Annotated in this window: 21 protein-coding genes and 1 tRNA gene; 6 read left to right on the forward strand and 16 right to left on the reverse strand. The window is 74.6% G+C overall.

Annotation, left to right across the window (positions count from 1 at the left end):
- Positions 1-17: 17 nt before the first annotated feature.
- The 6 genes from F1544_RS15055 to F1544_RS15080 form a co-directional block, all read right to left on the reverse strand.
- Positions 18-218: a hypothetical protein gene (locus F1544_RS15055; RefSeq protein ID WP_167586798.1), complete on the reverse strand. Its 201-nt coding sequence runs from the start codon at positions 216-218 to the stop codon at positions 18-20.
- A gap of 11 nt (positions 219-229) precedes the next feature.
- Positions 230-988, reverse strand: a complete 759-nt coding sequence (locus tag F1544_RS15060; protein ID WP_167586800.1) for a COG4280 domain-containing protein — start codon at positions 986-988, stop codon at positions 230-232.
- 34 nt (positions 989-1,022) lie between these two features.
- On the reverse strand, positions 1,023-1,922 hold the full coding sequence (locus F1544_RS15065; protein ID WP_167586802.1) for a COG4705 family protein: 900 nt from the start codon (positions 1,920-1,922) through the stop codon (positions 1,023-1,025).
- 120 nt (positions 1,923-2,042) lie between these two features.
- A complete protein-coding gene (locus F1544_RS15070) occupies positions 2,043-2,669 on the reverse strand; it encodes a DedA family protein (protein ID WP_308470105.1) in 627 nt (208 codons plus the stop codon).
- Positions 2,666-3,496, reverse strand: coding sequence for a COG4705 family protein (locus F1544_RS15075; RefSeq protein ID WP_167586804.1), 831 nt, complete (start codon positions 3,494-3,496; stop codon positions 2,666-2,668). The genes F1544_RS15070 and F1544_RS15075 overlap by 4 nt, the downstream gene beginning before the upstream one ends.
- Before the next feature lie 136 nt (positions 3,497-3,632).
- The gene (locus F1544_RS15080) at positions 3,633-4,124 is read right to left on the reverse strand and encodes an RNA-binding protein (RefSeq protein ID WP_167586806.1); all 492 of its coding nucleotides are present in this window, start codon (positions 4,122-4,124) and stop codon (positions 3,633-3,635) included.
- Positions 4,125-4,186: 62 nt separating this feature from the next.
- Here F1544_RS15080 and F1544_RS15085 point away from each other — a divergent pair, with 62 nt between their 5' ends.
- Complete coding sequence (locus F1544_RS15085; protein ID WP_167586808.1) at positions 4,187-4,873, forward strand: response regulator transcription factor; 687 nt, start codon at positions 4,187-4,189, stop codon at positions 4,871-4,873.
- On the opposite strand, the gene F1544_RS15090 is transcribed toward F1544_RS15085, so the two are convergent.
- A complete protein-coding gene (locus F1544_RS15090) occupies positions 4,833-6,407 on the reverse strand; it encodes a sensor histidine kinase (protein ID WP_167586810.1) in 1,575 nt (524 codons plus the stop codon). The two genes, F1544_RS15085 and F1544_RS15090, sit on opposite strands and share 41 nt — an antisense overlap.
- Before the next feature lie 589 nt (positions 6,408-6,996).
- On the opposite strand from F1544_RS15090, the gene F1544_RS26465 reads away from it, so the two are divergent.
- A complete protein-coding gene (locus F1544_RS26465) occupies positions 6,997-7,890 on the forward strand; it encodes a phosphatase PAP2 family protein (RefSeq protein WP_208971941.1) in 894 nt (297 codons plus the stop codon).
- Between the two features lie 343 nt (positions 7,891-8,233).
- Here F1544_RS26465 and F1544_RS15100 read toward each other — a convergent pair.
- Positions 8,234-8,318: transfer RNA gene (locus F1544_RS15100), tRNA-Leu, on the reverse strand.
- Between the two features lie 341 nt (positions 8,319-8,659).
- On the opposite strand from F1544_RS15100, the gene F1544_RS15105 reads away from it, so the two are divergent.
- From F1544_RS15105 to F1544_RS26470, 4 genes are read left to right on the forward strand one after another with little or no spacing between them, the layout of a single operon-like run.
- Positions 8,660-9,706, forward strand: coding sequence for a 3-oxoacyl-ACP synthase III (locus F1544_RS15105; RefSeq protein ID WP_244308719.1), 1,047 nt, complete (start codon positions 8,660-8,662; stop codon positions 9,704-9,706).
- Positions 9,707-9,716: 10 nt separating this feature from the next.
- Positions 9,717-12,515 carry an alpha/beta fold hydrolase gene (locus F1544_RS15110; protein WP_208971942.1) on the forward strand — a complete coding sequence of 933 codons (2,799 nt, stop codon included), beginning with the start codon at positions 9,717-9,719 and terminating at the stop codon, positions 12,513-12,515.
- Entirely contained in the window at positions 12,512-13,480 is a 969-nt protein-coding gene (locus tag F1544_RS15115) for an NAD-dependent epimerase/dehydratase family protein (RefSeq protein ID WP_167586814.1), read from the forward strand. The genes F1544_RS15110 and F1544_RS15115 overlap by 4 nt, the downstream gene beginning before the upstream one ends.
- Before the next feature lie 53 nt (positions 13,481-13,533).
- On the forward strand, positions 13,534-14,754 hold the full coding sequence (locus F1544_RS26470) for an App1 family protein phosphatidate phosphatase (protein ID WP_208971943.1): 1,221 nt from the start codon (positions 13,534-13,536) through the stop codon (positions 14,752-14,754).
- Between the two features lie 504 nt (positions 14,755-15,258).
- Here the strand turns inward: F1544_RS26470 and F1544_RS26475 are convergent.
- The 8 genes from F1544_RS26475 to F1544_RS15160 all read right to left on the reverse strand — a co-directional run bounded on the left by F1544_RS26475 (position 15,259) and on the right by F1544_RS15160 (position 24,737).
- Positions 15,259-17,013 (reverse strand): sensor domain-containing diguanylate cyclase, encoded by a 1,755-nt coding sequence (locus tag F1544_RS26475; RefSeq protein WP_167586817.1) that lies wholly within the window; start codon positions 17,011-17,013, stop codon positions 15,259-15,261.
- Positions 17,014-17,223: 210 nt separating this feature from the next.
- Positions 17,224-17,460 (reverse strand): carbon storage regulator CsrA, encoded by a 237-nt coding sequence (csrA, locus tag F1544_RS15130; RefSeq protein WP_167586819.1) that lies wholly within the window; start codon positions 17,458-17,460, stop codon positions 17,224-17,226.
- Between the two features lie 157 nt (positions 17,461-17,617).
- The gene (locus F1544_RS15135) at positions 17,618-17,875 is read right to left on the reverse strand and encodes a hypothetical protein (protein WP_167586821.1); all 258 of its coding nucleotides are present in this window, start codon (positions 17,873-17,875) and stop codon (positions 17,618-17,620) included.
- Entirely contained in the window at positions 17,872-18,639 is a 768-nt protein-coding gene (locus F1544_RS15140) for a PilZ domain-containing protein (protein ID WP_167586823.1), read from the reverse strand. The genes F1544_RS15135 and F1544_RS15140 overlap by 4 nt, the downstream gene beginning before the upstream one ends.
- Positions 18,636-20,624, reverse strand: a complete 1,989-nt coding sequence (locus tag F1544_RS15145; RefSeq protein WP_167586825.1) for a hypothetical protein — start codon at positions 20,622-20,624, stop codon at positions 18,636-18,638. Before F1544_RS15145 ends, F1544_RS15140 begins: the two co-directional genes overlap by 4 nt.
- Positions 20,602-22,653 (reverse strand): flagellar biosynthesis protein FlhA, encoded by a 2,052-nt coding sequence (gene flhA, locus F1544_RS15150; RefSeq protein WP_167586827.1) that lies wholly within the window; start codon positions 22,651-22,653, stop codon positions 20,602-20,604. Before flhA ends, F1544_RS15145 begins: the two co-directional genes overlap by 23 nt.
- 222 nt (positions 22,654-22,875) lie before the next feature.
- Positions 22,876-23,958 carry an EscU/YscU/HrcU family type III secretion system export apparatus switch protein gene (locus F1544_RS15155; protein ID WP_167586829.1) on the reverse strand — a complete coding sequence of 361 codons (1,083 nt, stop codon included), beginning with the start codon at positions 23,956-23,958 and terminating at the stop codon, positions 22,876-22,878.
- Positions 23,955-24,737 carry a flagellar biosynthetic protein FliR gene (locus F1544_RS15160; protein WP_167586831.1) on the reverse strand — a complete coding sequence of 261 codons (783 nt, stop codon included), beginning with the start codon at positions 24,735-24,737 and terminating at the stop codon, positions 23,955-23,957. The genes F1544_RS15155 and F1544_RS15160 overlap by 4 nt, the downstream gene beginning before the upstream one ends.
- Positions 24,738-24,739 lie beyond the last annotated feature (2 nt).

The following is a 24,739-nucleotide window of genomic DNA, read 5'->3' on the forward strand; positions in this document are numbered from 1 at the left end:
GGCCCAGCGACGCCCGGTCAGCGGCGGTGCCGGCGGAGGACCGGAGGCGCACTGCAGACGCCGACACCGAGCATCACCAGCACCGTCACCGGAGGCAGCCACCACACCGGCAGTCCCGCCGCACGACCGCCGGTGATGACCAGCAACATCGCGGCGATTCCCGCGACCATGCGCCAGTCGTCACCGATGACGAGGTCCCGGACGACGTCGAGGACCACCCGCAGCGCCCTCACGACCCCACCCGCGCGGCCGCGTCCACGCGCGGGGTCCGCGCACCGAGCACCAGGGTGTAGCCGACGGCGACGCACGCGGTGAACACGACGAGCACCGGCAGGGCGGCGTCGGCACCGGGCCAGACCACCCCGGCACCCTCGCCGCTCCAGAACATCCCGAAGCTGGTCAGCAGCACACCGACGACGAACTTCAGCTGGTTCTCCGGCACCCGCGACAGCGGGCCCCGGACGACGAGGCCGGCGAGAGCGACCACGACGACCGCCGCGGACGCCCCGATCGCCGCCAACCCGATGCGCCCGGCGTTGGCACCGAAGGTCAGGACGATGAAGACCACCTCGAGGCCTTCGAGGAGGACGGCCTTGAAGCAGAGCGTGAACGCGTAGACGTCGACGGTGGACGAACTGCTGGTCGCCTGGGACCGTGCCGCCTCCGCCTGCGCCGCGAAAAGGGCCGACTCGTCGTGCAGGGCCTTGCGCCCGGCGGCCCGCAGGACCGCCTTGCGCAGCCACTGCAGCCCGAAGACCAGCAGCAGCGCGCCCACGACGACGCGGACCGCTTGCAGGGGGACCACCGTCAGCGCCGGCCCCAGGACCGCCACGAGCACCGCCAGCGCGGCGAGGCCCGCGAGGACGCCGAGTCCGCTGGAGCGCCAGCCCCGCGTCACCCCCACGGCGAGGACCACCGTCAACGCCTCGACGGCTTCGACGGTGCAGGCCAGGAAGACGGAGAGGAAGAGCGCGGAGGTCGCGGTCACGGGTGCTCCGGGCTCCGTGCGGGTGGCATCCCGGTCATCCCCGGTCCGCTTCGCCGTCGCCAGGCCGGGACTCGGTCGCGAAGCGGGCGGACGACGGGGACGGCGCAGCGCGGCGCACCGGCAGGTCCACGCCGGCAGCCCCGAAAGGCACACCCTCCACCTGCCCCTGCACGTCGCCGCGCCTCACCGCCAGGTACGCCACGAGGGCGAGGATCACGACGAGGGCGACGAGGGTCACGGGGCCGTCTCCGAAGCCGACACCACCACCGACGGAGGGTTCCTTCGCCAGCCAGTCGGCGAAGGAGGCCCCCAGCGGGCGGGTCAGCACGTAGGCCACCCAGAACGTCGCGACCGGGTTCGCCCCGAGTCGCCACGCCACGAGTGGAACCGCGATGGCCGCAGCGAAGAGCAGACCCGAGGGCAGGAAGCCGAGGTGCATCGTCAGCCCGGTCAGGTCCCCGACGGCCGTGCCCAGCGCGAAGGTGGCGACGACGGTGGCCCAGTAGAACCGCTCCCGGCGCGCGGTCGTGATGCTGTGGATGTCGAGGGTGCCCTCGCTGCGCCGCCACCAGGCGAACAGGACGATCACGACCACCCCGTAGAACGCCGACGTCACGTAGTAGGACAGACCCGTCACCACGTGCAGGACGTCGGCGACGATGGTCCCGAAGACGGCGATCATCGCGACGGCGGACCAGTAGCGGACCGCGTGGTAGCGCGTCGAGCGCAGCTGCCACCGCAGGGCGAGGGCGAAGCCCCCGACGCCGACCACCCCGCCGAGGACGAGGTTCGTGGTGCCGAGGAAGTCCGAGGCGGCTTCCCCCATGCCGGTGGTGAGCACCTTCACCACCCAGAACAGGACGGTGATCTCCGGGACCTTCGCCGCGACCGGAGGACGCGCACGGGGGAACAGCTGCGGGGGCGTGCGGGCCATGGCGTCGTCTCCAGACGTCGGGGGGGGGAGGCGGTCGAGGGGTCGTTCCCATGCTGCCCCCGGGTCGCTGAACCGCGGCTGAGAGCGTCCGACGCGGACCGGGACGCGGGCGCCCGTCGGTCAGCGGCGCGAGGAGGCTCCCCGCCGGGCCTTGAGGAGTTCGACCAGCACCGGCAGCAGCGAGACCACCACGACGACGGCGATGATGGGGAGCAGGTAGGCGTCGATCCCGGGGATCTGCCCGCCGAGCACGTGCCCGGCCAGGGGAACGCCGAGGGCCCACAGGAGCCCACCGACGCACTGCCACAGGGTGAAGGTGCGGGCCGGGACGCCCACCGTCCCCGCGAGGGGGTTCATCAGCGTCCGCACGACCGGGATGAAGCGGGCCAGCACGATCGCCTTGCCGTGCCCGTAGCGCCCCAGGACGGCGCGGGCGCGCTGCACCCCGGCGTAGCGGCGACGGTGCTCGGGACGCTCCAGCAGAGCCGGGCCGGCGGCCCGGCCGATGAGGTAACCGACCTCTGCCCCCAGGAGGGCACCGCCGGCTGCAGCCAGGAGCACCGGGACGAGAGACAGGTGGACCGAGGAGGTGACGCCCGTCGCCGTCAGCAGGCCGGCGGTGAACAGGAGCGAGTCACCGGGCAGGAAGAACCCCACGAGCAACCCGGTCTCGGCGAACAGGATGACGAAGACACCCAGGGTCCCGAACGACGAGAGCAGGTGCTGCGGGTCCAGCAGCCCGGTCACGACGACGACGCCGCAGCGGAGACGCGGCGCCGGTCGGGGGCGTCCATCCTGCTGAAGCTCAGGTAGACGACCACCGCCAGGATCGCCGCGAGGAACAGGACGCTCGTCACGGTGGTGCCCAAGCCGAGGCCGCCGTCGGCCCGGTCCTGGGACAGCAGGTCACCCAGGGACGCACCCAGCGGGCGGGTGAGGACGTAGGCCGCCCAGAAGGTTCCGACGGCGTTCAGGTGCAACCCGAAGCGCAGGACGGCGACCACGGCGATCGCGACCGCGAACAGGACGACGGAGGAGAAGTAGCCGATCCCGGTCGTCTCGGCCACGAAGTCACCGGCTGCGGTTCCCAGCGCGAAGGTGAAGAGGATGGCGAGCCAGTAGAAGGCCTCCCTCCGGGGGCTGTCGATCGCGTGGATGGACAGCGTGCCCTCGACCCGGTGCCAGATCAGGAACGTCGCGGTCAGCAGGACCGCGAAGACGATGGTGGACACGAGCAGCGGCACGCCGAGGCCGTCGGTGAGGTTGTCGGTGAGCAGCGTCCCCACGACGCTGATGAGCACCACGGCCAGCCAGTAGACCGGGGGCCGGTAGCCGCGGGTGCGGAACTGCGCCACCAGCACCACCGCGAGCAGCACCGTCATGACGACGCTGGTCACGGTCAGACCCAGGCCGAGGGTCTCGTTGAGGTAGTCCGCTGCGGTCTCGCCCACCGTGGTGGCCAGCACCTTCACGATCCAGAAGAACGCGGTGACCTCGGGCACCTTGTTCGCCGCCGTGCGCAGGGCGGCACCGGTGCCGCGCCGGGTTCCGTCCGGACCAGGAGTCTCAGTCATGACCCCAGCGTGCCGAGCGCCTGCTGAACCCCTGCTGAGTGACGTCAGGCAGCCCCGGGTCACCTGTGGGACCAACGCGGGCCGAGCCGGGGCGCCGCGGAGGCCGCCCACCCGCCCCGGTGCGGGCGCCGTCGCCCTAGCCGCCGCGGACCGTGAGGTAGGAGAAGTCGCGCTGATCGGCAGCGAGGTAGCGGTCGGCCCCACGCGTCATGTCGGGCAGGAGCTCGGTGGGCGCGACGGTCGCTCCCCCACCGCCCGCCGGCGCCCAGCTGGCGAACGACACCATCCCGCGGTGCATGTCGAGCTCCATCCCCTGCACCGCTCCGACGGCGGTCAGCGCCTGGGCCAGGTGCACGAGGTCGAGCCCGTTCCCGGCTACGTAGAGGAGGTTCCCCGCCCGGTCCGTGCCCAGCGCGGAGCGCCAGGTGAACTGGGTCTGGTTGCGGGCCGTGCCCCACCGCCCACCGGCGTCGGTGCCCAATCCGGGAACGCTGCGCCCCCCGTCGACGATCAGGTGCAGGTTCTGCCGCGCGGCGACCACGTGCGGCGTGAGCGCGACACCAGCGCCGAGAGCACACACGGACAACCGTCCCGCCTTGTCGACGACGGCGGTCGCGAGCCCGTCCACGCTGAACGCAGAGGACGCCGGTCTCCAAGGGCGAACGCCGGGGCGGCGGTAGCGTGGTCGAGGTGCGGATCCTGCTCGTCGAGGACGAGACCACCCTCGCCACCACCCTGGCCCGGGGACTGAGCGGCGTGGGGTTCACGGTGGAGATCGCGCCCGACGGGGGAACCGGTCTGCGCCGCGCCCAGGAGGGTTCCTTCGACGTCCTCGTGCTCGACATCATGCTGCCCGTCCTCAACGGCTACGAGGTGTGCCGGAACCTGCGGACTGCGGGGGTGTGGACCCCCGTGCTGATGCTCACCGCCAAGGACGGCGAGTACGACGAGACCGACGCGTTCGACCTGGGCGCCGACGACTACCTGCGCAAGCCCTTCGTCTTCGACGTGCTGGTGCGGCGCCTGCGAGCCCTCGTCCGGCGCAGCGCCCCGGAACGCCCGACCGTCCTCGAGGTGGGCCCGATCTCGCTCGACCCCGTCGGGCAGCACGTCCACCGCGACCGCGAGCTGGTGCGCCTGACCGCACGCGAGTTCCAGGTCCTGCACTACTTCATGCGCCACCGGGGCGCGGTCGTCACCAAGACGGACATCCTCGAGAACGTGTGGGACGTCAACTACGACGGCGACCACAACGTCGTCGAGGTGTACGTCGGCTACCTGCGGCGCAAGCTCGGGCGGCACACCATAGAGACCATCCGCGGGGCCGGCTACCGCTTCAGCGATCCCGACGCGGCCGCGTCGAACCGTCGGGCCTGACCGGCACGCCAGCGAACCGGCCCGGGACCTCGTGTCCGACGGCGGCCGCCCCATCGACCACGCCAGGGTCGTCGGACCCACCCTCGCTGACGAACTCGCCGTCGGCGTCGTCGAGGACGAGGAGGGGCAGCACGACCTGGAAGCGGGTCCCCTGTTCCTGAGGCACGACCCGGACCGTCCCTTCGTGGGCGTCGACCAGTTCCCGCACGATCGCGAGGCCGAGGCCGCTGCCGCCGCTGTCACGCGCCCGGCTCTCCTCGAGCCGGACGAAGCGGCCGAACACCCGGTCCACGTCGGCCGGCTCGATCGCCGGGCCGTCGTTGGCGACTTCCAGGACGGCCGAGTCGCCCGCTGTCCGCAGCCGGATCTGCACCCAGGACTCCGCGTGGATCACGGCGTTGTCGCTGAGGTTGCGCAGCACTCGGGACAGGGAATGGGGGTCACCCACCACCCGGGCCGCGACCAGGTCGACCTTGACGCGCACGGCGGACGTGGCCCGCAGTCGCCTCGCCTCCGCGTCCACGAGGTCGTCCAGGTCCACCTCCTCCGCGCGCACGCGGACGCCGTCGTCGTCGTGGCGCGCGAGCAGGAGGAGGTCGGAGACCAGGCGTTCCAGCCGTCGTGACTCTCCACCCACCAGCTCGGCGAGCTCGGCGGTGCTGATCGAGCCGGGGACGGAGGCCGCGATGTCCGCGGCCGCCTGCAGCGTCGCGATGGGGCTGCGCAGCTCATGGCTGGCGTCGGCGACGAACTGGCGCTGTGCCCCGGCTGAGGTCTCGAGGCGGGTCAGCATCGCGTTCATGGTCCGGGCCAGCTGGGAGACCTCGTCGCGGCCCTCGGGGACCGGGACGCGTTCGGCGAGCTGACGTTCGGTGATCCGTTCGACGGTCTGCCGGATGGCCCCGACCGGTCGCAGCGAGCGGCCGACGAAGACGGAGGTGGCGAGCGCGACCACCAGGAGCAGGATCGGCAGTCCGACCGCCAGGGTGATCTCCGCGATGTGCAGGCTGTCCTCGACGGAGCCGAGGGACTGTGCGACCACGACGGTGAACGCCCGGCCGCCGACGGAGCTGCTCACGGCGATCGCACGGTAGGCGTCGTCGTCGAAGCGGACGTGGATGCGGGAGGTGTCGTTGGCTCCCGGCGGGGGCAGGTCGGTGGTGAGGGGCGGTTCTCCGGCGACCTCCGCGCTGCTCGCCACCACGCTGCCCGTGCTGTCGAGGACCTGGACCACGGCGCGGCGCGGCGCGCCCTCGGCGATGGCGGACTCGAGGTCCTCCTGCCCCTCGGGGCCCGGCGTCGCGTCGAAGACGTCGGCGCTCACCTGCGCGCTGATCCCCTGGGCGATGGCGGTGTTGCTCGAGTCGATCCCCTGAACCAGGTCGTGCTGCAGGGTCATCAGCAGGACGGCGCCCGCACCGGCGATGACCACGGCCAGGAGCGCGGTGGCGGCCAGAGCGGAACGGGCCTGTACACCCGCCTCACGCCACCGGCGGGAGGCACTCGCGACGACGTCCCGGAGGAAGTCGCTCATCGGGTCCTCCTCGCGTCGCGGATCCCCACCATGATGCCTCGCCGCCACGTCGCGCCGGGGCCTGCCGTGAAGGCCCTGCAGACCGCGGTACGCCGCGGTCACGGCCGCGTGCGCCTCAGGTGACCAAGGGCCTGGCACCGGGCGCCCCCAACCCGGCGGCGGTGGACCACCGCGGCGACGAGCAGGGCGTCGACCACGGCGACGACCGCGAGCCCGGTGCCCCCCGCCCCAGGAGGCGGGCTGCCGTCGCGGAGGAAGCACCGGCTGAGTAGCCGACGAGCACCAGAGCCGCCGCCCAGCTGAGACCACCGAGCACGTTGCAGACGGCTGACCGCCGGTAGGGCATGCCCCCCCGGCCAGGGCTGCGGTGACCGCGCGCAGGAGCGCCGTGGACCGCCCCGAGAACACCGCGGCACCGCGTCGGCGATCCACCAGCAGTCGGGCCCGCGCCACCGCCGCCCACCGTCGCTGAACCTCCGCTGAGTCACCCGCACGGCGACGAGCGGCCCGCCGGGCGAACCCGTGACACGCTCGACGCCCTGCGGCGCCGAGAGGTACCGCGCAGACGACCGTCGACGGAGGTGGAGCAGTGCCGGAACCAGAGCAGGCCCGTGGCGAGGCGCACCGGTCGACCGGACCGCGCGGGTACGACCTGACCGGGCGGCTCTCCGAGAGCCGCGCTCAGGACTTCGTCGGTCGCCGGGACCTCACCCACTGGCCCAGCACCGCGGGGCGACGACTCGTCCACGTGGCGCTGCGGCTGGGACACCGGCTGGCGCCCCACCAGGTGATGCTGCTGACCCTGGGCATCGGCCTGCTGCTCACGGCAGCCCTCGCGGCCCTCACCGACGGCATCTACGACAGCGTCGTGGAGGACGACGGGATCGCCGCACTGGACCACCCCGTGCTCGCCCTGGCGATGCGGCAGCGCACGCCGCTGCTCGACTCGTGGGTCACGGGCTTCACGCACGTGGGCGGTCCCGTGGGGATGCCTGTCCTGGCCGCCGCGACAGCGATCGGCCTCTCCGTCGCGTGGCGACGCCTCTCGCCCGCGGTGCTGATCGTCTCCACGATGCTGGGGTCCCTCGCCCTGACCGTGGCGGGCAAGGCGGCCGTGACCCGGGCCCGCCCACCGCACGTCGACGCCGTGCCTCCGTACGAGTTCGGCTTCTCGTTCCCCAGCGGGCACTCGCTGAACGCCGCCGCCTTCGCGGGCATACTGACCTACCTGCTGCTGCGTCGCCTGCGCCGGACCTGGGCGCGCCGGCTCACCGTGGTCCTCGCCACCGCGTTCGCCACGGCGATGGGGCTCAGCCGGGTCTTCCTCGGCCACCACTGGCTCACCGACGTGCTCGTCGGCTGGGCCCTGGGCCTGGCGTGGCTGAGCGTCGTCATCACCAGCCACCGCCTGTTCCTGACCGTCTACCGGAACTCACCGAGCTCCCACCGCGCCCGTCCTCCTCGCCGCGGCCGTTCTACCTGACGACGACATCGCTCACTCGATCTCGCGGCGCGGGGCCGACGTCCCGACGATGGTGGCCAGGACGCCGTAGGCGGTGAGGACCGCCGCGCCCACCCGCTCCGGCGTGCTCTCGGTGAACGTCTCCACCGGTGAGGTCATCACCGTGGACGCCGCGAAGATGCTGGGCGCGCCGCGGGATGACCGGGAGGCCGACTCAGGATGGTGGCGGGTCCGGCTCCAGCGGCCACAGGTCGATCTCGATGACCACGTTCCACGAGGCGCCTGCATGATCACGACGGGAACGAGAAAGGCCCTGACCGGCACGAGTGCTGGTCAGGGCCTTTCCCGTCGCTGTCTCAACGAGTGTCCGGAGGGGGACTTGAACCCCCACCCACTATACGTGGACTAGCACCTCAAGCTAGCGCGTCTGCCTATTCCGCCACCCGGACGAGTGGGCTCCGCACCCGGCGCGGACGCCGGAGGGAACGGGGAAAACCGTAGCACGCAGGAGCAGCCCCGCTGCGCACGGTGGATCACCGCGGGGCCTGCGGGGAACCGCCGGGGGCGTCGTGCGCGTTGACCCGGCAGACGACGATTCCGCTCACTCTCGGCGCTCCACCGGCGACGGTCGGTGATCGCAGGGAGGTGCGGGGGCCCGGGGAGGCACTGCGCGGAGGCGCGATCCCGAACGGCGGCTAACCTGGGCCAGCGCCGCTGAACAGCCACGCGGGCGCCCATGACGAGCGTAGAGCCCGGGTGGGCGGTCGACCACCACGGACTGGGGAAGCCCTTGAACGACACCACCAACCCGGACCGGTCGGGCAACTCGACGTTCCGGCCGGCCAACGCGGCCCTGCTCTCGGTGACGCACCTCGAGGCTCCGGTCGTCGTGCCCTCCTCCTACTTCGACGACGTCCTGGCGCCCACGATGGAGCGCCTGCGGCTGCGACCGGGGCTGCTGGAGAAGGTCGCGGGCGTCCGCGAGCGCCGCTGGTGGTCCGACGGGGCCAACGCCTCCGACGCGGCCGCCGAGTGCGGCCTCAAGGCCCTCTCCGAGGCCGGTGTGGAGGCCAAGGACGTCGGCGTGGTCATCAGCACCACCGTGACCCGGCCCTTCCTCGAGCCGGCGGTCGCGACCTCGGTGCACCACGCGATGGACCTGCCGACGTCGGCGCTGAACTTCGACCTCACGAACGCCTGCCTCGCGTGGGTCAACGGCCTCCAGGTCGCCTCCGCCATGATCGACTCGGGCGCCGTGCGCTACGCGGTCGTGCTGGGCGCGGAGGACGTGCGCCCGATGCACGAGGGGACGATCGAGCGGCTGCTGCGCCCCGACGTGACCCGCCGCGACTTCCTCGACCAGTTCGCGACCATGACCCTGGGCTGCGGTGCCGCCGCGGCCGTGCTGGGCCGCGCCGACGAGCACCCCGAGGGCCACCGCATCCTGGGCGGCACGGGCCGCGCGGGCACCCAGCACCACGAGCTCTGCATCGGCGACATGACGCACATGCGCACCGACGCGAAGCTGCTGCTGACCGAGGGCATCGAGATCGTCGCGAGCGCCTTCGAGAGCGGCGACGCGCAGTGGGGCTGGCGCGACGCGGACCGCTTCGTCATCCACCAGATCTCGCGCGTGCACACCCAGACGGTCGTCGAGCGCCTCGGGCTGGACCCGGAGAAGGTGCCGCGGACGTTCCCGCACTGGGGCAACGTCGGGCCGATCTCGCTGCCGATGACGCTCGCGCACACCGCCCCGGAGCTGACCCGCGGCGACCGCGTCATCGCCATGGGGGTGGGCTCCGGCCTGAACTCCGCCATGGTCGAGATCGCCTGGTGACGACGACCACGTGACCGCCTCCGCCACCCCCGCCCCGCCCGGCTCCTCCCCCGGCACCCGGCCCCACGCCCCGTCGCCCGGCTCCACCCTGCGCCCGGCGCGTCCCGCGACCCTGCCGCCCGCGGGTCTGCCGGGCCTCGACCCCGCGTGGTCGCGGCTCGTGCAGGCGCCTGACGCGGGCGGGACCGTCAGGACGTGGCACGTCCTGGACGCGGGCCCGCGCGAGCCGCGGGGGACGCTGCTGTGCCTGCACGGCAACCCGACGTGGTCCTACCTGTGGCGCGACCTCGTCGCGCGGGGTGCGGCCGCGGGGTGGCGGGTGGTGGCCGTGGACCAGCTGGAGATGGGCTTCTCCGAGCGCACCGGACAGCGCCGCGGGCTCGCGCACCGCGTGCGGGACCTGACCGGGCTGGTGGACGCCCTGGAGCTCACGGGTGACGTCGTGGCCGTCGGCCAGGACTGGGGCGGGGTCGTCGCGACGGGCTGGGCCGCCCTCGAGCACGCACGCGGCCTGGTCGCCGCGCAGGCCCCCGCGGGTCGGCACGCGGCCGCCCGTCCGGTGCGCCGACTGGCGGGTCTCGTGGTGATGAACACCGCGGCCGCGCACGACGTCGACGACGCCGCGCCCGGTCCGCTGAAGCTCGCGACGCTGCCCGGCGTCCTGCCGCTGGTCACCAGCCGCACCGACGCGTTCCTGCGCACCACGCTGGCGCTGACGCACCCGCCGCTGGAGCGCGCCGTGCGCGAGGCCTACCGCGCGCCCTACCGGCACGCCGCGGACCGCGCCGGCATCGAGGACTTCGTCGCCGACGTGCCCGTGGGCCCCGCCCACCCGTCGCGGCCGGCGATCGACCAGGTCGCCGCGGGCGCCGAGGAGCTCGGCCGCTCCGGGCTGCCGGCGCTGGTCCTGTGGGGCCCGCGCGACCCCGTGTTCGGCGAGGGCTACCTGCGCGACTGGCGGCGCCGGCTGCCGCAGGCCGACGTGCACCGCTTCGAGGGCGCCGGGCACCTGCTGCCCGAGGACGCCGACGTCGCCGGGGCCGTCCTGCGCTGGCTCGACGTCCGCCTCGGCGCCGGCGCGTCCACCGCGGCCGTCGAGGAGGACCCCGCCCCGCACGTGCCGCTGTGGACGCGGCTGGACGAGCGCGCGGACTCCGCCGAGCCCGCCGTCGTCGAGATGGGCCCCGCGGGGGTGGCGCGGCGCGTGCCGTGGTCGCTGTTGCAGCGCCGCACGCAGGAGCTCGCCGCGGGGCTGCTGGAGTTCGGCGTGGAGCCGGGCCAGCGCGTCTCGCTGCTCGTGCCGCCCGGTGCGGACCTCACGGCCGTGATGTACGCCGTCGTGCGCATCGGCGCCGTCGGGGTCGTCGCGGACGCGGGGCTGGGCCTCGGCGGCCTCACCCGCGCCGTGAAGGGCGCCGGCGTCGACGTCGTCATCGGCGTCTCCCGCGCCCTCGTGGGCGCCCGCGCGCTGGGCTGGCCGGGGCGCCGCATCGCCGCCGGCCCGGTCTCCGACACCGTGCTGCGCCTGACGGGCACCCGCGTCACGCTGGCCGACCTCGCGGCCCTGGGCGCGCGCCGCCTCGCCGACGGCGTCGCGCTGCCGCCCGCACCCGAGCCGTCGGCCGAGGCCGCCGTGCTGTTCACGTCCGGCTCGACGGGCCCCGCCAAGGGCGTCGTCTACACCCACCGCCAGCTCTCGCAGCTCGCGCAGGCCATGGGCGCGACCATCCGCATCGGCCCCGGCGCGGGTCTCGTCTCGGCGTTCGCCCCGTTCGCGCTGTTCGGACCGGCGCTCGGCGCCACCTGCGTCGTGCCGGCCATGGACGTCACGAAGCCCGCAACCCTCACCGCGAGCGCCCTCGCGGCGGCCGTGGCGGCGAGCGGCTCGACGTCGGCGTTCCTGTCCCCCGCGGCGCTGGTCAACGTGCTCGCGACCGCGGACGGCCTCGACGAGGGCGGCCGGGCCGCGCTGCGCGGCGTCGAGGTGCTGCTCTCGGCCGGGGCCCCCGTGCCGAACGCGCTGCTGCAGCAGGCGCGGACGCTGATGCCGCTGGCCGACCCGCGCAGCCCCTACGGCGCCACCGAGGTGCTGCCCGCGACCGACGTCAGCCTCGACGACGTGCTCGCAGCCGGCCCGGGCGAGGGCATCTGCGTGGGCCGCCCCATCGAGGGCGCGGTCATCGCCATCGCCCCCCTGGACGCCGACGGGCGGGCCGGCGCCCAGCTCGTCCTGGAGCCCGGGGTGACCGGCGAGGTCGTCGTCGGGGCCTCCCACGTCAAGGACCACTACGACCAGCTCTGGCTCACGCAGACCGACAGCGTCTCGGTGACCGCCCCGGACGGCGCGGGTGACGGCGCCCGCCGCTGGCACCGCACGGGCGACGTCGGGCACCTGGACGAGCAGGGCCGCGTCTGGATCGAGGGCCGCCTCGCGCACGTCGTGGTCACCGGCACCGAGGTCGTCACTCCCGTCGGGGTGGAGCAGCGCGCCGAGTCGGTGCCCGGCATCGCCCGCGCCGCGCTCGTCGGGGTCGGCCCCCGCCACGCGCGGCAGCTCGCGGTGGTCGCGGAGGCCACCGCGCCCGTGGCCCGCACCACCGTCGCGGACCCGGACCTCGCCCAGGCCGTGCGCGCGGCGACGGGGCGCAACCTCGTCGCCGTCCTGCTCGTCCCGGCGCTGCCGACCGACGTGCGGCACAACTCCAAGATCGACCGGGCCCGCGTGAGCGCGTGGGCCGGCCGGGCCCTGGCGGGCGACCGGGTGGAACCGCTCGTGCGCCCGCGCACGGCGAAGGGGGGACGACGGTGAGGGTCCTGGTCACGGGCGCCAGCGGGATGCTGGGCCGCGAGACCGCCCGCGCCTTCGCGCGGCGCGGCGACGACGTGCGGGTGCTGCAGCGGCGCCCCAGCGGCATCGACGGGGTCTCCGAGGTCCTCGGCTCCCTGACCGATCCCGCGTCGGTGCGCGCGGCCGTGGCCGACGTCGACACCGTCGTCCACCTCGCCGCGAAGGTCTCCATCACGGGCCCGCACCCCGAGTACGTGGCCGTCAACGTCGAGGGCACCCGCACGCTGGTCGAGGAAGCCCGCGGGGCCGGGGTCTCCCGCTTCGTCATGGTCTCCTCGCCGTCCGTCGCCCACGCGGGTGCGGCGCTCGTCGGCGAAGGCACCGGACCGGCGGACCCGTCCTCGGCGCACGGCTCCTACGCCATCACCAAGGGGCAGGCGGAGCTGCTCGCGCTCGCCGCGGACGCCCCCGGCTTCGCGGTCGTCGCCATCCGCCCGCACATCGTGCTGGGCCCGGGCGACACGCAGCTCGTGCAGCGCATCGCCGACCGGGCCCGCGCGGGCCGGCTGCCGCTGCTGGACGACGGCACCGCGCTCATCGACACCACCTACGTCGACAACGCCGTGGACGCCCTGCTCGCCGCAGCCGACCGCGCCGAGGTCGCCCACGGGCAGGCCTTCGTGGTCACCAACGGCGAGCCGCGCACGGTCGCCGAGGTCTTCGCCCGCATCTGCCAGGCCGCGGGCGTCGCGGCCCCGACCCGCCGGGTGCCGTCGGCCGCGGCCAAGGTCGCGGGCAGCCTCGTGGAGCGGGTCTGGACGTGGGGCCGGCTGCCCGACGAGCCGCCCATGACGCGCTTCCTCGCGGAGCAGCTGTCCACCGCGCACTGGTTCGACCAGCGCCGCACGCGCGAGGTGCTGCAATGGGCCCCGCGCGTGCCGCTGGACGAGGGCTTCCGCCGCCTCGCCGCGGGCTTCGGCCGCTGACGCGCCGCCCGTCCCGGGGAGCGACGAGCTCCCCGCGCAGCTAGCCTTCTGGCGTGATCACGCCGGACGAGCGCAGGGCCCGCCGCGTGCAGCTGCGCCAGCAGGCCCGCCGCAACTACGAGCAGCTGCGGGAGGTGGACCTGCAGTCGCGGCCCGGGGAGCACTCCCTGCACCGCGCCGCCCGCATCGAGAACGCCCTCAAGGGCGTCGTCGGGGCGGGGCTGCGCCGCCGCGGCTACCACGCCCACGCGCTGGCCTTCCCGGGCTACGGCGGGCCGGGGTGGGTGCGCGTCCTCGGTCGCGTCCTGCTCGGCCGCGACGAGCCCGTGACGCCCGCGCCCGGGGCTCCCCCGGCGTCGGTGCGCGGCTGGCGCAACTTCCTCACCGTCCCGGTCGCCGGGCACGAGGTGACCGTCCGCATCGGCGGCCACGAGCGGGTCCTGACCACCGACCGTGGCGGCTACCTCGACCAGGTCATCGACGTCGACCTGCCCCCCGGCGAGCACGAGCTGACGCTGACCGTGGGCCTCGACGCCGCCCCGGCCGAGGAGGAGGTCGTCGAGAGCGTCCAGGACGACACCGAGGGCGGCGCTGACCTCGCGCCGGAGCTGGCCGCGGCCCGCCACACCGGGACGGCCCGCGTGATCGTCGTCGGGCCCGAGCCGCAGCTGGGCCTGCTCAGCGACATCGACGACACCGTCGTCGTCACGCGCCTGCCGCGGCCGCTGATCGCGGCGTGGAACAGCTTCGTCATCGACGAGCGCGCCCGCGTGCCCGTCAACGGCATGGCCGAGCTGTACCAGCAGTTCGTCGAGGAGAACCCCGGCTCCCCCGTCGTGTACCTCTCCACCGGGGCCTGGAACGCCGCGCCGACGCTGGCGCGGTTCCTGTCCCGCTCCGGCTACCCCGAGGGTCCGCTGCTGCTGACCGACTGGGGCCCCACCAACACCGGCTGGTTCCGCGACGGCAGCGCGCACAAGCGCGGGTCGCTGGCCCGTCTCGCGCAGGAGCTGCCGCAGGTCACGTGGCTGCTGGTCGGCGACGACGGCCAGCACGACCCGGTGCTGTACGCGGAGTTCCTGGCCGCGGCCCCCGAACGGGTTGCGGCGGTGGGCATCCGGCGCCTGACGCCGGCGGAGCAGCTGCTCGCGGGCGGGCACCCGCTGGCCTCGCCCAGCACGCCCGACGACAGCGACGTCTGCTGGGTCAGCGGTGACAACGGCTACGAGCTGATGCACCGCTGGTACCGCGCCGGCGTCCTGCGCCGCGGCTGAGGAGTCGGCCGCGGGGCCGCGGGCCCGGGACGGGCCCCGGAACGCGACGAGGGCCGGTCCGCGGTGCGGACCGGCCCTCGTCGTCGCGATGTGCTGCTCGTCAGAGCCGCACGCGCCGCGGGTTGGCGACCGTGGTGAGGTCGATCGCGTCACGGACGTCGATGACCTGGATGTCGTTCTGGTGCTCGTTCATCGTCTGACCTCCTGGTAGGACCGGCCGGCGCTTCCTCGTGGGCACGCCGGACCCTGCTGCTCGCCGAACCGCAGACGGCACTGTCCTCACCCCCGGAGGGGTTCGCGGGTCGAGAAGGGACTCGATCGCTGTCGCGCCTCGTCCGATGAGCAGTCTAGGAGCGCAGCCGCGCGAGCGCTCCCCCCAGACCCCCGTCCGGACGGGTGACGTGCATCACCGCGGGTGCCCCTCGGCACCCCGCCGGACCACGGCGAGGGCCCCGGACGGGCGCAGGGGGCGGGTGGGGAGCCGAGCGGGTCGGGAGCCGGGGGTCAGGCGGCGCGCCAGCAGGCGCGGCCGGCCGCCTTCGCCCCGTACATGGCGGTGTCGGCGTCGACCAGCAGCTCCGCGGCCGAGCGCGAGCCGTCGGTGAGCACGGCGCCCACGCTCGCGGTGACGTGCGCGAGGCCCTGCTCCAGCTCCAGCGACACGGACAGCTCGCCGCACACCCGGGCGGCGATGGTGGCGAGCACCGCGGCGTCCTCGACGTCCTCGCAGACGACGACGAACTCGTCCCCGCCCAGGCGGGCCGCGGTGTCGCCGGCCCGCAGCACCCCGCGCAGGCGGTCGGCGACCTCCTTCAGCACGAGGTCGCCCGCACCGTGGCCGAGGGTGTCGTTGACCTCCTTGAAGTGGTCGAGGTCCACGAACAGCACGCCCACGCAGCCGCCGCGGCGCCGCGCGCGCGTCACCGCCGCGGCGAGGCGCTCCTCGGCCAGCGCCCGGTTGGGCAGGCCCGTGAGCGGGTCGTGGCGGGCGGCGTGGGCCAGCTGCTCCACCTCGCGCCGGCGGGCGGTGACGTCCTCGACGAAGACGAGCACGGCGGGCTGGCCCTCGCTGGTGGTGGTGGCCGACAGCGACAGCTGCGCCCACACGACCGCCCCCGAGGGCAGCTCGAAGCGACGCTCGCGGTGCACGACCTCGACGGCCCCGGAGACGAGGTCCGCGACCTCGGCCGCCCAGGCCCGCCGCCGGAGCTCGTCGCCGGCGTCGGCGTCCCCGCCCGGCGGCGGAGCCAGGAGCTCCTCGGCGCTGGTGCCCAGCAGCTCCGCGGCGTCGCGCTCGAGGAAGCCGCACAGGGCGTCGTTGACCTCGCTGATCCAGCCGTCCAGGCCGTGCAGCAGCATGCCGACCGGACCGCGGGCGAAGATCTCGTGGAAGCGGCGCTCGGAACCCGCCAGCGCGTCCATCGTCGTGATGGTCTCGGTGAGGTCCTGCGCGATGCCGACGGCACGCACCGGCACCCCGGCGCGCCGGTCGCTGACGACCGTGCGGGTGTGCACCCAGCGCCACTCGGCGCCCTCGCTGACCCGGTAGGTGCACTCGACGACCTCGCCCTCGCCCGCCCGGGCGAACGACTGCAGGGCCTGCGCGACGGCGGGGCGGTCGTCCTCGTGGACGGGTTCCGGCACGGCCAGCGGGTCGTCGCCCGGCAGCCCCAGCACGACGGCGCCCGGGGTGCTGGTCCACTCCACGCGCCGCTGCGCGAGGTCGAGGCGGTAGATGGTGTCGGGCGAGGCGGAGATGACCGCCTCCTGGCGCAGGAGCACCTCGCGGGCCAGCCGCGTCGCGGCGCGCTCGGGGCCGACGTCGCGCAGGACGAGGGTGGCTCCCCCGCCGGGCAGCGCGACGGCCCGCACGTGCACGAGGAGCCGCCGGGCGCCGGTGAGCTCGACGTCCACGTCGAGCTCGAGCGGGCCGGCGGCCAGCGCCCGCAGCAGGTCGGCGCCGTGCGGGGCGGGGGCGGCGAGCGCTCCGGGGAGCGAGGGGTGCGCGCCACCGGTGGCCTCGGGGTCGGGACCCGCCCACCAGTCCAGCCGCGCACCGCCGAGGACGTCGTCGGGGGCGAGGTCGAGGAGGTCGGCCGCACCGCGCGTCAGGTGGCGCAGCGCTCCCCCGGCGTCGAGGACCAGGAGGGCCACACCGCTGACCTCGAGGGCGTCCAGGAGGTCGGGGTCCTGGACCGGAGCAGCGGGCTGGGTCGCGTCGCCGGCGGACCGGCGCGCGCTCGTCCGCGCAGCAACCACCGTGTCCTCCTCGTTCCCCGCCGTCGTCCCGTACCCCGGACCCGTGCTCCGGAGCCGCGCCGGGCCTCACCAGACCATCGGCGGCGCGGGACGGGACTTGAGCCTTCGAGCGACCCGCTCGCGCGACCGCGGGCCTCTCACCGGGCCGACGTCAGCCCGGTGCGGCTCGGGGTGGCCGGAGCCGGGACGACCGGGGCGGGGACCCGCGGCTCAGGAGCCGGCGCGCCGCACGATGCCGCGCAGGGCCGAGATCGCCTCCTCCGAGGCGGAGGCCGCGGCGATGTTCGCCTCGCGGACGGCCTCGTACACCTCCTGGCGGTGCACCTGCACGTCGCGGGGGGCGTCGATGCCGACCCGGACGACGTCACCACGCACCTCCAGCACGCGCACGACGACTTCGTCACCGATGACGACGGATTCCCCGGCCTTGCGCGTCAGGACCAGCATGGGGCCCAGCATAGGTGACGAATCGTGATCGTCCATGTCAAACCAGTGATGTCATCCCGCCGCACGGGCACCAGGCGCCGCGACGACCCACCCCGGGGACGACGACGGCCCCGTCCCGGGAGGGGACGGGGCCGTCGAGCTGGGCCGTGGGCTCGGATCAGGCGGTGCGGCGGCGCTCGCCCGCCTCGGCGCGGCGGGCGCGCGCCTCCTCGAGCTGCGCCTCGCGGGCGGACTCGCGCGCGGACTCCTCGTAGCCCGTCAGCACCGAGCGCAGGACCTTGCCGGCGACGGTGGAGACGACCAGCGCCAGGGCCAGGTGCCACAGGGCGGTGTCGACGCCGCCGCGCCCGGTGAGGGCGGCGACGATCGACGGGCCGGCCATGAGCAGGCTGGCGGCGAGCACGAGTGATTTCATCGTTCCCCTCGGCGGCGGTTCTCGAGCTGGACCCTCATGACGTAGCGGCGCACGCGGTCGGCGGCCGGCACCGGCTCGACGAACTCCAGGACCACGTCGTGCTGCTGCTGGTCGCGGTCCAGGGGCACGGCCCCGGGTGCTGGCCGCACCCGCAGGACCGCCGCGAGCTGCACGACGGGAGACCCGTCGACGTCGAGTTCGACGCGGACCTCGCGCCGGGCCGCCACCCACGTGCGGGCGGTGGCGCGGACGCAGGCGCCGCCCTCACTCAGATCGACCAGCTGGGCGTCGAGCTTGAGCAGCTCGGGGTCCTCGACGCCGGCCGTCGCGGTGTCGTCGGGCTCGGTCGCGCTCGGCACCGCACGCAGGACGACGCGCCCCGCGACGGGGACGCGGACGTAGCGGCGCCGCTGCTCCTGGGTGACGGGCCCGGTGGCCAGCAGCTCCCAGCACGGCACGAGGCGCCGCACGACGGCCGTGATAACGAAGTCCTGCCGCGAGTGGCCGCGCGGCGTGGACCAGGCGACGGTGACGCTACGGCCCTCGACCGCCACGTGCAAGTCACCGGCGAAGGGCGGGGCCGCGACCACCAGCACGTCGCCCCCGCGCTCGGAGCGGACGTCCTCGACGCGCGTGATCTCGTCGAACTCGTCCTCCCCCGGCCGCGAGGGCAGGTCCAGGCGCACGTGCACCCGGTCGTTGAGACCGGGCCACCCCGCGGGGACGCCCACCTGCGCGGACGTCCCCCCGAGGGCGGGGCTCACCGGCCGAGCGGGCTGCCGGACTCCGACGTCGCGTCGAGCAGGAGGCCCGCCCACGCGCCGGAGGTCGCGGGGCGTCCGTCGAGGAAGCCGACGGGCACGTCCAGCGACAGGACGTCGAGCGGGTCCGGGCTCTCCGCGGCGCGGTGCACGGCGACCCGGCGGGCGGGCACGCCCGCCGCGTCCAGGGCGCGCAGCAGGCCGGTGACGGCGTGCGAGCGGCGCGTGGCGTCGACGCAGACGACGACGGCGGCGGGGCCGACGCTCGCGGCCAGGCGCGCGGCGCGCTCGGCGTCCGCACCGGTCGGGCGGGCGGGCAGCGCCACGGTGAGCGGGGCGCTCCAGCGGCGCGCCTGCTCCTGGCGCTGCGGCAGCTCCTCCGCGGTCACCGTGTGGTGCACGTCGGCGCGGCCCAGGACGACGGGCGCCTCGGAACCGACCTCGTCCGCCACCAGCAGGCTGGCGGCCACGACGGCGTCGGCCTCGCCGACCACGACGACGATCTCGCCGGCGCCGATGCGCAGCGGGCTCGGGACCTCGATCTCCCGCGCCAGGCGCAGCACGTCGGTCGGGTCGTTCTGCTCCCGCGAGACGGAACGGCGGGGCGCCTGACGGTCGCTGTACGTAGTCACATCGTCACGATACGCCGAACGCGGCTCGGGTGCCTCGTTCTCCCGGCGATCCGCGGACTCGCGGGCCGCGGGGCGCTCGCGGGGGGCGTCGAAGCGGTCCCCGGCGTACAGGTCGGACTCGTAGCGGTCCGCCTCGTAGCGGTCGGCCTCGTAGCGCTCGGACTGCGGGCGGCGGGCCTCGCGCTCGTCCGCCTCGGGCTCGAAGGCCTGGGCGTCCTGGCCGCGGGCCTCCTGGCCGTAGGCGGCGGCGACGCGCTGGTGCTCGTCGCGGGGGGCGGCGCCTCGGGGCTCGGCGTAGCCGTCCGCGTTCTCGGCGTACGCGCGCTCACCGACGCGGTGGGCCGAGGCCACACCGTTGGACGTGCCGAACTGGTCAGGGCTCACGAGGTCCTCCGTCTGGCGTGCGGCGGCCCCGGAGCCCGAGTGGCGACCCAGGGGTGCTTGTGTGACAGACGGTACAACAGGTGTGACGTTGGGTGCAGCCGAAGGAGTGCCGTCGGTGAGGTGACGACGCATCGAGGCCAGCGCGAAGGCGAAGTTGTCGCCCTCCGTCGAGATGGGGCGGTGCGGTGCCGGCACCGGCACCTCCTCGGGGAGCTCGTGGACGGCCTCGCGGGCGGCCCAGCGGTCGTCGCGACGGTCGTCGCGGCGCGCGTCGCGGTGGTCGTCGCGGTGGTCGCGGCGCTCGGCGTCGCGGTGGAACGGGTGGTCGACGGGGTGGTCGACGGGGTGGTCGACGGGGTGGCCCGCGGGGTGGTCGAACCGGTGGCCGGCCGGCCGGGGCCGGGGGGCGGGGACCGGCTCGCGGCGGGCGGCGGTCTCGGCCCGCTCGGCCAGGGCGGCGGCCATCTTCTCCTCGCGCTGCGCCGCGGCGCTGGGCGCCTTGGCCCCCGCGGAGAGCATGGCGCCGAGGCGGTCGGCGCCGTCGGAGGCGTCGGCCGCGGCGAGGAGGTCGCCGAGGCTGGGGGTCGCCGCGGCAGCGGCGGCCGGGGTGGGCCCCGCGGGCAGGGCCGGGGGCAGCGCGACCCGGGAGCCGGGCAGCTGCTGGAACGGCAGCTCGGCGTCGTCGCGGTGCTGCACCGAGAGGTCGGCGCGCTCGAACTCCTGCTGCCGGCGCAGCGCCGCGAGAGCGGCCTGCTCGACGAGGTGCGCGGTGTCGACGCCGGGGGCGAGCACCTCGCCGTCCTCGGGCAGCTCGACGGTCACCTCGTAGCGCTCCTTGGAGAAGAAGCCGGCGACGCCGCCCGTGCGGATGCGCTCCGCGCGGACGATGCGCGCCGCCTCCCCGTGGGTGGAGCGGACCTGGGCGAGGAGCTCGTGCAGGTCAGTGCCTTCAAGAAGCAAGTGCGTGGACACCGCTCACCGATCCAACCGTCTCGATACGGGCATGGTTGCTGACGTCGTCGTAGGAGAGGACGTTCAGGCGGCCGACGGCCACCTTGAGCAGGCGCCGCAGGGGCGCTCGCAGGGGAGGTGCGCAGACCAGGACTGCGGAGATGCCCTGCCCTTCGGCACGTTCCAGGCAGGAACTTGAGGCGGTCACCAGGTGCTCGGCCGTCAGCGCGTCCAGCGCCAGGTTCGCGCCGTGCTCGCCGGGGCGCAGGGCCTCGGCGAGGGTCTGCTCCAGCACCGGGTCGAGCGTGATGACGTGCAGGACGCCGTCCTGCTCGTGCACCGCCGCCACGGCCGGCCCGAGGGCGGCGCGGGAGGCCTCGACGAGCCCGTCGAGGTCCGCGCCCTGCTTGGCGCGCAGGCTGAGCGCCTCGAAGATGCGCGCCAGGTCGCGGATGGGGACGCTCTCGTCGAGCAGCGCCTGCAGCACGCGCTGCACCTCCCCCAGCGTCAGGACGCTGGGCGTGAGCTCCTCGACGACCACCGGGTGGGTGCGCTTGAGCGTCTCCACCAGCGAGCGGACGTCCTCGCGGGACAGCAGGCGCGGCGCGTGGCTGCGGACGAGCTCGCCGAGGTGGGTGATGAGGACGCTGGCGCGGTCGACGACCGTGGCCCCCATGAGCTGCGCCTGGTGGCGCAGCTCGGCCGGGACCCACTTGCCGGCGAGCCCGAACACGGGCTCGACCGTCGCGCGGCCCGGGAGGCCGTCGAGGTTGTCGCCGAGCGCCAGGACCTGACCGGGCGGGGCCAGCCCGCGGGCGACCTCGACGCCGGAGATGCGGACGGCGTACGTCGACATCGGCAGGTCGAGCGAGTCGCGGGTGCGCACGGGCGGGATGACGAGCCCGAGCTCGAGGGCGACCTTGCGGCGCAGCGCCCGCACGCGCTCCAGGAGGTCTCCCCCGCCGGAGGTGTCGACGAGGTCGACGAGGTCGGGGGCGAGGACCACCTCGAGGGGGTCCACCCGCATCTCCTCCAGGAGCGACTCCGCGGCGTCGGCCGGGCTCGGCGGGGCGATGACCGACGCCAGCTCCAGCTGCGCGGCCGCCTCCCGGTCGCGCTTGGCGACGAGGGTGGAGGCGAAGATGGTCAGGCCGCCGACGAGCAGGAACGGCACCTTGGGCATGCCCGGGATGAGGGCCAGGACGATGCCGGCGCCGCCCGCGATCTGCAGGACCATGCGGTTCTGCCCGAGCTGCCTGATGGCCTCCGAGCCCAGGTCCCCGTTGGACGTGGAGCGGGTCACGATGAGGCCGGTGGCCACGGACAGCAGCAGGGCCGGGATCTGCGAGACGAGGCCGTCGCCGACGCTCAGCAGCGTGTACTTCTGGATCGACTCCGCCGGGCCGAGGCCGTGCTGGAGCATCCCGATCGCGAAGCCGCCGATGAGGTTGATGAGGACGATGATCACCGAGGCGATCGCGTCGCCCTTGACGAACTTCGAGCCACCGTCCATGGCGCCGTAGAAGTCGGCCTCGGCGGTGACGTCGGCGCGGCGCTGCCGGGCGGCGTCCTCGTCGATGAGGCCGGCGTTCAGGTCGGCGTCGATCGCCATCTGCTTGCCGGGCATCGCGTCGAGGGTGAAGCGGGCGCCGACCTCGGCGACCCGCTCGGCGCCCTTGGTGATGACGACGAACTGGATGACGACCAGGATCAAGAAGATCACCAGGCCGATGACCAGCGACCCCGAGATGACGAAGTGCCCGAAGGCCTCGATGACCTTGCCCGCGAAGCCGTCCGCCAGCACCAGGCGCGTCGAGGCGACGTTCAGGCCGAGCCGGAACAGCGTCAGCACGAGGATGAGCGAGGGGAAGATCGAGAAGTCCAGGGGCCGCTTCACGAACATGGCCACCAGCAGCGCGATGAGCGAGCAGGTGATGTTCGTGGCGATCAGCACGTCCAGCAGCGCCGCCGGCAGCGGGACCACGAGCAGCAGGATGATGCCGACGACACCCATCGGCACGATCATCTGCGTGAGCTTGCGAGGTTGCACCACACCGCCTGAGAGGTTCGGGAACCTGGGGTTCCCTCGTCCAGCGGCCCGTCCGTTGGCCTTGCGTCGCCGTCCTGGCTCCCACCACTTCGGCAGCCCCCGCCCCCACCTTGAGTGCGCCGACCGGGCGGGACGGGCGCGGGGCCACCCGGGTGACGGCGCGCCGGGAGGGCCGCGGCCGCGCCCGGCGGGGGCGCTCGGGCGGGGGGCTCGGGCGGGTGCTCAGGCGGGGACGGTGTGCGCGTCGCCCAGGGGCGTGCTCGCGCCGCGGTTGCGCAGGCTCATGACGAAGGCGAGCACCTTGGCGACGGCGGCGTAGAGGTCGGCGGGGATCTCCTGGCCGACCTTGACGCTCTTGTAGACGGTGCGCGCCAGCGCGATGTCCTTGACGAGCGGCACGTCGTTCTCCCGCGCCCGCTCGCGGATCTTCGTCGCGATCGCGCCCGCGCCCTTGGCCACCACGCGGGGCGCTCCCGTGCCGGGCTCGTAGCGCAGGGCGACGGCGATGTGGGTGGGGTTGACGATGACGACGTCGGCCTTGGCGACGTCGGCCATCATGCGGTTGCGGCTCATGGCCATCTGCTTGGAGCGGATCGCACCCTTGAGCAGCGGGTCGCCCTCGGCGTTCTTGTGCTCCTGCTTGATGTCCTGGACGCTCATCTTCAGCTTGCCCATGATGCGCCGCCGGCTCATGCCGTAGTCGGCGGCGGCGATGACGAGGCCGACGAGCACGGTCACCGTGATCATGGAGACGATCGACGCCTTGGTCTGCCCCACGATGGTCGACATCGGCAGCAGGCCCGACCCGACGAGCTGCGGGGCGAGCCCCTTGGCGACGTTCCACAGCACGAGGCCGATGACGGCCGTCTTCAGCAGCGACTTGGTCCCCTCCCACACCCCCGCCGGGCCCCAGTGCTGCTTGAAGCCGTTGACCGGGTTGAGGTTGGAGAACTTCGGCTTGAGCTTCTTCGTCGCCGGGGCCAGCGTGCCCTGCATCGCCCCGGCCACGACGACCGCGAGGACCGTGACGACGGCGAGCGGCCCGACGACGCCGGGGACGGCGGAGAAGGTGCTGCCCAGGACGGCCAGCGCGCGGGCCGGGTCCGGGTCGGCGGCCACGACGGCGACCTGGGAGAAGGCCTGCTGGCACATCTGCCGGCCGGCCTCGATCGTGCGGGGGATCATGACCGCTCCCGCGGCCGTGCTCAGCCAGGCCGCGACGTCGCGGGACTGGGGGATGTTGCCTTCCTGCCGGGCCTCCTTGAGCTTCTTCGGAGTCGGCTTCTCGGTCTTCTCACCGCTCACGGGGCGCCTCCGGCGACGACGCGGACGACGAGCTCGCGCGCGGTTCCGGCGAGGTCGTCGACGACCCCGGGCAGCAGGGCGAACGCGAACCCGCCCAGGGTCAGCGAGATCATGATCTTCAGCGGGAAGCTCATCGAGAAGACCTGCAGCGCAGGCGCGACGCGGGAGAGCAGGCCGAGCCCGAGGTCGGCGACGAAGAGGACGGCGACGAGCGGCCCGGCGATCTGCAGGGCGGACAGCATGAGGTCGCTGAGGCCCTGGCTGTAGACGCGGGCCAGGGTGGCGGTGGAGACGCCGGCGTCCAGCGGCAGCACGTCGTAGGTGCGCATGAACCCCTGCAGGACCAGCAGGTGTCCCCCGGTGACCACCAGCAGCGCGGTCGTCGTCCAGGAGTACAGCTTGCCGAAGATCGCGGTCTGCGCCTGCATCAGCGGGTCGTAGGCGCTGGCCAGCTGGAACCCGCCGAAGAGGTCGAGGAGGTCGCCGGCGGCCTGGACCGCGGCGAACACGAGGGCGCAGAGGGCGCCGAGCACGGCGCCGACGAGGGCCTGCTGCAGCACGGCCGTGATGAGCGGGGCCGGCTCGATGGCCGGGACCTGCTCGCGCAGGCGGCCCGCGACGGGCAGGGCCAGCGCGACCGACAGCATCGCCTTGACGCGTCCGCTGACGGCCCGGTTGGCGAACGGCGGGGCCAGGAGCATCCACGCGGCGGCGCGGACGGAGGCCAGCAGCACCGAGACCAGCAGGTCGAGCGGGACGGCGCCCGTCGTTCCCTCCACCC

Source organism: Kineococcus rubinsiae (assembly GCF_011839805.1).
GTDB lineage: Bacteria > Actinomycetota > Actinomycetes > Actinomycetales > Kineococcaceae > Kineococcus > Kineococcus rubinsiae.

Bases quoted from the DNA above. Each gene is read 5' to 3' on its own strand.
- F1544_RS15135 (WP_167586821.1), bottom strand. From the start codon at position 17,875: ATGAAATCACTCGTGCTCGCCGCCAGCCTGCTCATGGCCGGCCCGTCG.
- F1544_RS15065 (WP_167586802.1), bottom strand. From the start codon at position 1,922: ATGGCCCGCACGCCCCCGCAGCTGTTCCCCCGTGCGCGTCCTCCGGTC.
- F1544_RS15075 (WP_167586804.1), bottom strand. From the start codon at position 3,496: ATGACTGAGACTCCTGGTCCGGACGGAACCCGGCGCGGCACCGGTGCC.
- F1544_RS15090 (WP_167586810.1), bottom strand. From the start codon at position 6,407: ATGAGCGACTTCCTCCGGGACGTCGTCGCGAGTGCCTCCCGCCGGTGG.
- csrA (WP_167586819.1), bottom strand. From the start codon at position 17,460: ATGCTGGTCCTGACGCGCAAGGCCGGGGAATCCGTCGTCATCGGTGAC.